11 protein-coding genes are annotated in these 9308 nt (G+C 45.8%); 1 reads left to right on the forward strand and 10 read right to left on the reverse strand.

All coding sequences use genetic code 11. The features are described from left to right. Nucleotides 1-104: 104 nt before the first annotated feature. From trbG to trbL, 3 genes are read right to left on the reverse strand one after another with little or no spacing between them, the layout of a single operon-like run. Entirely contained in the window at nucleotides 105-944 is an 840-nt protein-coding gene (gene trbG, locus B3D59_RS14845; RefSeq protein ID WP_286821167.1) for a P-type conjugative transfer protein TrbG, read from the reverse strand. A gap of 11 nt (nucleotides 945-955) precedes the next feature. After that, nucleotides 956-1642, reverse strand: a complete 687-nt coding sequence (locus B3D59_RS14850; protein WP_286821169.1) for a type IV secretion system protein — start codon at nucleotides 1640-1642, stop codon at nucleotides 956-958. Next, nucleotides 1635-2609 carry a P-type conjugative transfer protein TrbL gene (gene trbL, locus B3D59_RS14855; protein WP_286821172.1) on the reverse strand — a complete coding sequence of 325 codons (975 nt, stop codon included), beginning with the start codon at nucleotides 2607-2609 and terminating at the stop codon, nucleotides 1635-1637. The genes B3D59_RS14850 and trbL overlap by 8 nt, the downstream gene beginning before the upstream one ends. Before the next feature lie 76 nt (nucleotides 2610-2685). Here trbL and B3D59_RS14860 point away from each other — a divergent pair, with 76 nt between their 5' ends. Next, nucleotides 2686-2853 (forward strand): hypothetical protein, encoded by a 168-nt coding sequence (locus B3D59_RS14860; protein ID WP_004072106.1) that lies wholly within the window; start codon nucleotides 2686-2688, stop codon nucleotides 2851-2853. 1 nt (nucleotide 2854) lies between these two features. On the opposite strand, the gene trbJ is transcribed toward B3D59_RS14860, so the two are convergent. Genes trbJ through B3D59_RS14895 form a run of 7 tightly spaced genes read right to left on the reverse strand, consistent with a single transcriptional unit; the run spans nucleotide 2855 to nucleotide 9217 of the window. Continuing rightward, nucleotides 2855-3604 carry a P-type conjugative transfer protein TrbJ gene (gene trbJ / locus B3D59_RS14865; protein WP_286821176.1) on the reverse strand — a complete coding sequence of 250 codons (750 nt, stop codon included), beginning with the start codon at nucleotides 3602-3604 and terminating at the stop codon, nucleotides 2855-2857. A 1-nt stretch (nucleotide 3605) separates the two neighbouring features. Beyond that, nucleotides 3606-6329, reverse strand: a complete 2724-nt coding sequence (locus tag B3D59_RS14870; protein ID WP_286821177.1) for a VirB3 family type IV secretion system protein — start codon at nucleotides 6327-6329, stop codon at nucleotides 3606-3608. Further along, entirely contained in the window at nucleotides 6329-6649 is a 321-nt protein-coding gene (locus B3D59_RS14875) for a TrbC/VirB2 family protein (RefSeq protein ID WP_004072101.1), read from the reverse strand. The genes B3D59_RS14870 and B3D59_RS14875 overlap by 1 nt, the downstream gene beginning before the upstream one ends. A gap of 15 nt (nucleotides 6650-6664) precedes the next feature. Then, a complete protein-coding gene (locus B3D59_RS14880; RefSeq protein ID WP_286821181.1) occupies nucleotides 6665-6913 on the reverse strand; it encodes a hypothetical protein in 249 nt (82 codons plus the stop codon). Beyond that, nucleotides 6910-7647, reverse strand: a complete 738-nt coding sequence (locus B3D59_RS14885; RefSeq protein WP_286821182.1) for a conjugal transfer protein TraL — start codon at nucleotides 7645-7647, stop codon at nucleotides 6910-6912. Before B3D59_RS14885 ends, B3D59_RS14880 begins: the two co-directional genes overlap by 4 nt. A gap of 11 nt (nucleotides 7648-7658) precedes the next feature. Next, complete coding sequence (locus B3D59_RS14890) at nucleotides 7659-8858, reverse strand: Rha family transcriptional regulator (RefSeq protein ID WP_286821184.1); 1200 nt, start codon at nucleotides 8856-8858, stop codon at nucleotides 7659-7661. A gap of 11 nt (nucleotides 8859-8869) precedes the next feature. Then, on the reverse strand, nucleotides 8870-9217 hold the full coding sequence (locus B3D59_RS14895) for a TraK family protein (protein ID WP_286821190.1): 348 nt from the start codon (nucleotides 9215-9217) through the stop codon (nucleotides 8870-8872). Nucleotides 9218-9308 lie beyond the last annotated feature (91 nt).

Raw genomic sequence — 9308 nt, forward strand, 5'->3', positions numbered from 1 at the left:
TTCAGAACCGGTCAATACCCATGATCCTTTAGGGGAAAGATGGGTGCAGGAAAAAAGGTTAAACGCCATAAAAAAAAGAAGGATCACTCTGGTCAGCTTTTTCATTATTTCGCCTCCAGCCTGCTCAGGGTTAATTCTTCCTTATCCTTGCCCACACCCAGGATTAAATAGGCTTCGTCAAAGATCCGGTCCACAATGAAGCAGTTGTCTTTTACCCGGTAGTTTACAAGGCCCTTACCCGCAGTGGTTTTAACCATGAACATGGGCATTTCCTGCATTTTGGGCAGCTTGATATATGTTTTTATGCCGTTGTCAAAAACCTGTAAGGGCTTCCAACCGGCATCCCCGGATATTTCATAATCAAAGTTCAGCCTGGCCATATCAAAACCTTCAGGGGTGGTTCTTTTCTCTTTTTCTTTGATCTCTTTTTCCCGGGCCGCCCGGGTGGTTGCGATATGATCTTCGGGATAAATAAATCCTGTGTACAGCATGTGTTTGCTGCGGTCGGATTTTAAATTGATATGATAAACCCGCCTGTCAGTGGTGATCACGGCGGTGGTGGTGAGCCCGGAATCCAGGGCTTTAAAAACAACGTGACTGATGCTGATATCGCCGCTGCCGGAGAAAACGATTTCTGCGAACCATCGTGCGTTATCGCCCAGGACCATGGAATTAATCACCTCTCCGGGCTGCAGTTCCAGGTCAGCCACTTTATACGGGGTAACAATGATGGTTGGCGTTGAATGGCCGTAAACAAAACAGGTCATGCCGTTTCCGGCGGTGATCGGGTCCATGGTGTTTTTTTGCCATCTTGACTGCAGGGCTAAAGGTTTCTTTTCTTTGCTGTCCAATTGGGCTGATACAGGGCTTACGAAATCCGCAGCACGGCATGTTGCCAGGCCTGCAAAGGATACTGCCATTGCGATTATTACAAGTTTTTTCATGGTTTAATCTCCTATTGTATTTTTTTGCTGTGACTGATTTCCGACACATATATGCCGCTGGCGTTATTGATGATTTCCTGTTGTGTTTCAGGAAGTTTGCGCTTGATGATAAGGTTGGCCTGAAAAGTGGTCCGGGAGAGTTCAACCCCTTTATGTGTGCGCTCTATTTCTGTCCATTCGACCAGCCAGGTTTCTCCGCTGACATAAAGAGGCAGGGCCATTATCCGCACCTCCACCAGTTTTTCTTCGCTGGAGATGTATGGATTGTTGTCTGCGTACCATTTAGCCAGGATTCTTTTTGCAGCACCAATGGACATGAAACTTGATTGCTTTATATATTTTTCCTGCAGGGCGATATCCGCCGTAACGGTCCGCCAGGCCGTGATAAACTGGCCCAGGCTGTATTGAATCATCTCCTGGCTGGTCTCAAGCTTTCTGGCCATCTGTCCGCCGCTGATCCGCCCGGCCCGGTCAACCTCAACCATGTACGGGATCACTTTTTGCTGCCGTAGCTGTATGATATTTGCCGTGCAAAGCAGGACCGCAACAATCGAAACAAGCAGGGTTGAGACCCGCCAGAGGTTTCTTTCCCTGATGAACGATCCATACATTTCTGACCAGGCTTTACGGCCTGCCAGGTAATGGTTTTCTTCCGCTGGTTGTAAAACCTGTTCCTGGTGTTCTGTGGCATTAATCATTATTCTTTTCCTCTTTGGGTTTTACTGCTTCGGCTATTTTTTCCAGGGCACTCAATGCGCCGCCCCTGGCACCACTGAATGCCCCGGCCATGCCGCCGCTGGCAGCGCCGGCAGCGGCACCCACGCCCATGGAGGCGGCGCCCGCCGCCATACCTGCGCCTGCCGCCATGGCTCCGGTAATAGCTCCGGCACTGCTGCCGCTGTGCAGTGTGACCATTTTGGCTATTGTGTCGGGCAATACTTTGATGAGAAACGCCAGAATGAAAAAACAGGCAGTGATAACAAGGGTTTCTGTAAAACTTTTAAAGGTGAACAACACCATATCTGCCAGGAATGAGCCCAGGATATATAACAGACACCGGATTACGAATAATTTAAGGCCGACACTGAGGGTGTACTTTAAAAAACCTGTGGCAAAGCCTCTGGTGTATCTCATACCGCCAAAGCCTAAAATAAAAATGCCGAGATTAAAGGCTATGTAGGATTCGCAAAGAACAACTAAATACATGCCGTAGATAAAAGCACCACATACGGCACTGCAGATTGAACACAGGCAGATGGCTGGAACTAACATAGGATTCCAGGAATACATCATGTTATCTGCGACCTTGAGGGCATCGGTGAAGACTTTTGCAAAGAACGCCTCACCAGGCGGTGAACCGCCGCCCGCAACATCCTGAGCCATTTTCAGCATACCTTGAATTAAATCAACACCCCAGGCCTGACCTTTTATGATGAGAGCCCAAAAGATACCGCCAAAAATTGCCGTCATGACAAGGTCTTCTACAACGTCTTGTAATGTGGATTGTTTGAACCCCAGCTTTACTGCCATTACAACAAGCTGGATAACGAGCAGCCATTTCAGTAACCATAAAGCGTGGCTTTTGACGTTTTCGCCCCAGGTGGAACCTACGTCTTTGTATCCTTGTATGATTTTTTCGATAACTGTTTGATTAATATCAGCCATTGCTGAATTATTGAAAATAATTAAAGAACTTGCTATTATCAAAAAATAAAGACAAATTTTAACAGGAGTTCTTTTTATGTCTAAAAATTTGATCATCCTTACCATCTCCATCGTTGTCGCTATTAGTATCAGTGTCGGCGTTTATATCCGTGTGTCCGGTGACTCTGAGCCCGAGTGGAAAAGAATCGAAGCACAAGAGAAAAAAGTGGGGATAGATAGAGCTGACGCGGTTATCGTTCCTTGATTTATGGAATGATAACTGCATCTGTTCGGTCTACTCCAATTTTCATTTCCTGCTGCAAATCAGCATCCTTCAACTTTGCAGCATTGTGTTCTTGAGCCAAAGCGGCAGTCTGAGCCTGAACATAATTAGACAACAATGCCCTTGTCTGTCTCAATTCATGGACGGTAAGGGCGTTGATCTGATTGCCGGCTTCAATTGCCTGCTGTCTGCCGGTTTTGCTTGAAAGAAGATCGTTCAAGTAGTCATCAAAATCGCCTGAATCCTGCAGGTCTTGTAACTGCTGGCCGCTAAGCTGGAAATTAGACTGTAAAACGTTGTCAATTTTCTCAGAGGCCTTTGAAAACTGATCTAACTGCATTTGAATACGATCCTGCATCAATATGTCATCAATTTTTAAGTTCCGTAATTCAGGCCAGGTGTCAGTAAAAATTGTCAGCAGCGCTCCCATATCAGCCTTGTAAGAGTTCAGACGGTTCACATTGGCAACAGCTGCCCTGATTTGAGATTGAAGGTTGGGAAGCAGGTTGCCGGGCAGGTTCATGGTATTGGTAATGGCGTTTTCTGTTTGTTGAACGAGTTGTTCGTATTGTTTGACTGCTTCTGCCAACTGTTCAATATCTTTTATATATTCCAGGGCCTGGGTGAAATTCGTTGAACAATTAAGGCAGGTAACAGGAATACCGGCCATAGACACATTGACAAAGACAATGACGGACAATAAAGCGATTGTGGTTTGGATTTTGTTTTTCATTTTAAGGCTCCTTAAATTTTAGGGATTTTATACTTCTGGCATGCAGCCATTGTGTCGGCCATTCAGGGCCGTACTCATTTATTAAATTCTTGATTGCGGCAATGTCTTCTTTGCCTGATACTCCGGCAAATGACAGGGCCAGGGGGGATAAAGACAAGTTGATCAGGCGGCAGCCCTGTGAAGAGGTCACGTAATATTCACGTTTGGGGCGGGCCTGTGCGATGATTTTAACCTGGGTGGAATTGAGGCCCAGCCCGTGATAGAGTCCTTTTTGCGTGTCTTTCTCTGCATCCTGGTTTGGTAAAAATATCTTGGTTGGGCAGCTTTCCGACAACACATCTAAAATGCCTGAATTTCTGGCATCAGAAAGGCTTTGTGTGGCAAGCACAACGGCACAATTCGCCTTTCTGAGCACTTTTAACCATTCCCGTATTTTTTGCTGAAAAACAGGATGCCCCAGCATGATCCAGGCTTCATCCAGGATCAGCATGCTTGGCTGCCCTTTAAATGCTTTCTCTATGCGGTGAAAAATATACAAAAGCACCGGGATTAAGTTTGCTTCGCCAAGGTTCATCAAATCTTCGATTTCAAACACTGTGTACTTTTCCAGGGTCATGGAATCGGCAGGGGCATCAAGGAGTTTGCCCATGGCCCCCTGGTTTGTATAATGCTGGATCGCCTCTTTGAGTTCCTGGTGCTGAATATAATGATACAGGTTGCTTAATGTGCGGTGCTGATCCGGGGAGTTCCTGATTTGTGTAACAGCGTCATGTATAGCTGTCCGGTGTTCGGGTTTGATATCAACTTTTTGCAGGGTGGCCAGGGTGGTTATCCAATCTTCCGCCCAGGCCTGTTCAGCATCTGTATCAATATATTTTAAAGGGCAAAAAGCAAGCCGGCTGTCATCGCCGGCAATGTGATAATGGGTGCCGCCTGCTGCAGAGACCAGGGAAAACATAGACAATCCCTTATCAAATGCAAAAATACACGCATCCTTATACCGCCGGAATTGTGCTGCGATCATGGCCAGCAAAACGGATTTACCCGCACCGGTAGGGCCAAAAATAAGGGTGTGGCCTAAATCATTGACATGCAGGTTCAGCCGGAAAGGGGTTGATCCGTCTGTGGCGGCATACATCAGCGGCGGTGATCCCGGCGGATAAAAAGGACAGGGGGCTGTCGCAGATCCCGCATATATTGTTGACAAGGGTAAAATGTCGGCAAGATTCAGGCTGTGCAAAATGATGCGGCGCAGGTTGGAATAATTGTTGGCCGGGTGGGTTCCAAGCCAGCCTTCCAGGGCGTTGAGGGTTTCCACCCGGGCAGAGAATCCCTGGGATAAAACCACTTTCCGGATGTCCCTGGTTTGCGTCTGCAACAACTCCTTATCTTCATTCAGCAGAATGATATTGCCGGAAAAATAACCGAATCCCACAAATCCGGATTGATTAATTAAATAGGCTTCCTCCGCATCCACGGCCATCAGGGCGGCATCTTTGTTTGGTTTTGCTTTGGCGTTATTGAAAAGCTTGTCAAAGAAACCAATGATTTTTTGGGACCAGCTTTTCCTGTAATTTTCTATCTGCTGCAAGGCTGTCCATTGATCCATACAGATATAACGGGTGTTAAACCGGTAGGGTATGGATAAACTGTCTAACCCGGACAGCATCATCGGGTAAGATTCTGCCGGGAAGCCGTCAATGGCAACGACACTGATATATTTATCCGCGATTTTCGGGACTATGCCGCCGGTGACATCCTGGGAGGATAAAAGATAATCAAGATACATAGGGATTTCCGGCAATTTTATTTTGTGGCGTTCCCCCGTGATAATAAAGTTGATAATTTCCAGAACTTCTGAATATATGCCATTTTGGAGGGGTATATCCTTGAGTTGCCTGAGCCGAAAAGACAACGAAAGCCTGTCCTCGATTTCGACCAGGTTGTTTTGAAGGGTTTTTAACGCCTTAACACCGGCATCATCACCGTCTTTTTTCCGGCGTTCCTCCTTTTCTTCCGTATATAAAAAGGAATCCATTTTCTGCGCTGATATATCCGGCTTCCAGGTGATAAACAGATAATGGGTTGTGCGAAAATGCTTACCCTTTTTGAAATATATTCTCCTTTCATCATCAATGGATCTGGTGATCCTGTCAGGGAAATGATTTTCATTTTTATCCGGGTAATAATCTTCCGGACTCCGGATGCAGTCAAAGTGCAGGGTAAACCCATCGCCTAGGTTTTTTAAAGATGCGGATATAGAACTTGAGAAGCTTTCAAGGTCTGTACCGGTTGAACTGGCCTTGTCCCGGGTTGTTATTTCATAGCCCACCAGGAACGAACCGTTTTTACAAAGGATAATCCCGTTATCTGCCATCACGGCATACTGCAAAAGACTTTGCAGGCCCTTTTCTTTTCTGCCCATGGCATTGTAATGGATGGATTTATGGGGCAACTGCGGGCTGTCTTTGGCCGGGTAAAATTTTTTGTGCTGTACATGCTGCCGGAAAACCTTTGAGAGGATCGGCTCTTTTTTATTTGCTTTCCTGGCCAGGGCAAAGCCGCCCGACAGAATTACCAGACCTATCAGTATCTGCCAGGGGCGGTTGCCGCTGGATACAATCAGCACGCCGGCGGCAATACCAATGGGGAAAAGCAAATCCCGCTCTATGCCCATGATCAGGTCTGAACGATGCAGTGACCTATGTATTGCTATCCGTCGCATTATATTAATGCTCCGCTGCCGAATGTGAACAGCGTATCAATGATCGGTTCCGCCAGGGCCAGCACGGATATGATGCAGACAACAACAAGAAAACCTTTTGTCATCCCGTCCAAATCGTCTTTTTTGAACCACATCACAAAAGCCGCCGCCAGGATCATCAGTATGGCAACGGATTTGGCCCATGGCCCGCGTAAGGTTTCCATCAAGGTTTCTGCCGGTGTTTCAAATTCCGAAATTGTTGATGCAAACGCAGTATCAACAAAGGTGATAACGCCAAAAAAAAGAAAGGTTGGTACAAGTAACGGTAAGACTCTTTTCATTTCTAAAACTCCTCTTTAAATAACCAGTTGAATTGACAGGCCTATAATGATGCCGAAAAGCACGGCAATCACCATATTCAGCGGGTTTGTTTTTTTGTTCGCCTCCTTGAATTTTTCTGCAAGAATATCTTGCTGGTCAGAAAGTTTTCGTGAGTATTCTTCGGCCATAAGCTCACACACAGTTGCAACGATCCAGACAGGATCATTGTCACTCACTGTCATTTTGTGCCTTTTGGCTATTTCCGCCTGGATTTTGTTTTTCATTCCTGCTGTTCCCGGGCCTCAATGATCAGGCCGGATTCATCCAGGATGTTCCAGATTTCATCCCTGGCGATTTTAAGCCGCTGTTTCGCCATGACGTTAAACTTGCCGGAATTGATTGCCTGGACAAATGTCAGGCGGGACTTGAGCATCAGCTCCAGATCATAGCCAAAGGTTTCTTTTTTATACGTGGGCAAAACAATGGTGGTGCCGCCATGATCCCGGTTGGCCTTTGCCAGTTTGTGGTCTTTAAAGTCAATTTGACCGAAGAAAGGGTTTACCCATACGGTTATGGGGGTGTCCGGAAAACCTTCCATCAGGGAGGCAAGGCCCTGGATGGTGTCACCTTCAGCCTGGCCGCCGGTGATTAGGGTATGCAGCGTCAGGTTGTGGCCGCTGTCTTGCAGGAAATTGGCAACATTGTTTTCCGACATGTAAGCAGCCAGGGGAACAAATGTGCTGGCACCGCTGTCAACAACGGCGAAGGCCTCATCTGGCAGCTGGATTAATTTTTCTATCATCGTGTCAAATAACCGGCTGTTAATGGAATCCCCTTCCATGATTTCTATTTTGGTCGCCTTTAATGCTTCATAGGCTGTCAGGGTTGCATTAACCGGATCAGCGTCCAGACATGCCAGTAATTGGTCTCGGTCAACCAGATATTGGCTTAAAAGGCTGGCTGTAAAACTTTTCCCGACACCGCCCTTGCCCTGCAGGATCATATGTATTGATGCCATTTTTTCTCCCTTTATAATTGGTTATGGATGCAGCTTGCTTTGCAGCATCCGGCTTTATCGCCAAGGCACATGGCATACATGGTGCCCCAGGCTAACATTATGATTTTTTGAAAATCCTTTTTGGAAACTTTGGTAAAATCTTCGAACCGGTGTTCTTTTTTGAATTTGTTGAATAAAAACTCATAGCTGATCCTGTCCTCGTAATAGGCCATGAAATCAAACAGCCCCCTTAAAGGCTGTAATTCATCTTCTGTGCAAAGATCTATAAAGTCGTTCTGCAGTGTTTGTATTCCTGACCAGATGTATTCCATGGCGTTTTCATAACTTGATGTGGTGATGCCTTTCAGGTTTGTTATCTGCATAAAGGCACATAGTTCTGCTTCAAGATTTTCAGCCGTGGTATTTTCAATCCATGCCCAAACCGAAATCAACCCTTTGAGCGCAAGCATCTTTTTTTCGGAAACATCGGCCCGCCGGAACCGGGGGGTAACACTTTGAACTGGCTGGGTCTGGACAGTCTCCACCCGGTCTTTTTGTGCGTTGACAGCCTTTAATTGTTCATATCCTTTTAATTGTGCAGCCCTGGCTGCCTGGCTGCGGAGGATATGCCCCATCATGCCAAGACCGGCCAAGGTGATCCCGTAGCCATCCTCTCTTGGGCCGTGATCTGCCGCATGGCCCATTGGGATAAAATTTTCTGCCTTGAATGCAGCGGGGATATCAAGATAATGGATTTTTGTTGCCAGGGCATTGTGGGGCTGGTCAATTTCCCGGGCCAGTTTCCAGCTTGAAATGCCGAATTCACCGGTGGGCAATAAAACTGTCAGATCGCTGTCTATTGGTATCTGTAACGCGGCTTTTAAATATAATTTGTCCTTTTGAGCCTTTTCCATGGCGTTGAATGCCTCAATATACTTGAGTTTCCACTCCATAGCTCTTTTGCCTGTGAACCCCATAACTAACAGAACAAAACCATCACGGGTCATATTCATTACCGGCTGTTCTTTGTTTTGATCGTTAATATATGAGGACGGCTCAAAATTGAGCCGTCCTAAATCACTAAAATTTTCAGGTAGCTCTGATACAATCTGACGGATTGTTCGCAGCACATTCTTATGGTCTTTCTCGAAATGTTCTGCCACCATCATTGAGGAGACCGTAAGTTTTCCGTTTGTGGCTGTAATATTGATTTTTTGTTTTTCCAGGTCCATCGTTAAACTCCCTAAAATTTTTCCTTTTTGATGAGGTTAAACGGTTTTTCTTTTTCATGTTCTTCCACAATAGAGTCTGTTGGATCTTCAGTCGGGTACGGATCATTTGAATGGCTGAACTTACCCCTTATTTTTCCTGGGCTTTGACTTATGGGCTTTTCTTTTTTGAGTTTTTTTTGACCGAAGGGAAACTTTTGATCGTGGTTTTCCATTATTTTAGCCCAGGCCACATAAGACATATGAATTTTATCTTTTTCGATAAAATGATCGTATATGGTCTTTTTTGAATAACCTTGGGCAAACAAGGCTTTTGCTTCGTTATGGACAGCCAGATATTGACTTTTACATGAAGGCTTCATAACTCATCTTTTTTCTGTGTGAAAGGAACGGGTTTGTGATAATTTTTTAATATTTTAGTCCAGGAATTATATCTCCCCATTCGCTCATTTG

This window comes from Desulfobacter sp. UBA2225, assembly GCF_002348205.1.
GTDB lineage: Bacteria > Desulfobacterota > Desulfobacteria > Desulfobacterales > Desulfobacteraceae > Desulfobacter > Desulfobacter postgatei.

Excerpts from the sequence above, each read along its gene's own strand:
- trbG (WP_286821167.1), bottom strand. The coding sequence starts at position 944 with ATGAAAAAACTTGTAATAATCGCAATGGCAGTATCCTTTGCAGGCCTG.
- B3D59_RS14885 (WP_286821182.1), bottom strand. The coding sequence starts at position 7,647 with ATGGCATCAATACATATGATCCTGCAGGGCAAGGGCGGTGTCGGGAAA.
- B3D59_RS14870 (WP_286821177.1), bottom strand. The coding sequence starts at position 6,329 with ATGCGACGGATAGCAATACATAGGTCACTGCATCGTTCAGACCTGATC.
- B3D59_RS14875 (WP_004072101.1), bottom strand. The coding sequence starts at position 6,649 with ATGAAAAGAGTCTTACCGTTACTTGTACCAACCTTTCTTTTTTTTGGC.
- B3D59_RS14880 (WP_286821181.1), bottom strand. The coding sequence starts at position 6,913 with ATGAAAAACAAAATCCAGGCGGAAATAGCCAAAAGGCACAAAATGACA.
- B3D59_RS14890 (WP_286821184.1), bottom strand. The coding sequence starts at position 8,858 with ATGGACCTGGAAAAACAAAAAATCAATATTACAGCCACAAACGGAAAA.
- B3D59_RS14850 (WP_286821169.1), bottom strand. The coding sequence starts at position 1,642 with ATGATTAATGCCACAGAACACCAGGAACAGGTTTTACAACCAGCGGAA.
- B3D59_RS14895 (WP_286821190.1), bottom strand. The coding sequence starts at position 9,217 with ATGAAGCCTTCATGTAAAAGTCAATATCTGGCTGTCCATAACGAAGCA.
- trbJ (WP_286821176.1), bottom strand. The coding sequence starts at position 3,604 with ATGAAAAACAAAATCCAAACCACAATCGCTTTATTGTCCGTCATTGTC.
- trbL (WP_286821172.1), bottom strand. The coding sequence starts at position 2,609 with ATGGCTGATATTAATCAAACAGTTATCGAAAAAATCATACAAGGATAC.
- B3D59_RS14860 (WP_004072106.1), top strand. The coding sequence starts at position 2,686 with ATGTCTAAAAATTTGATCATCCTTACCATCTCCATCGTTGTCGCTATT.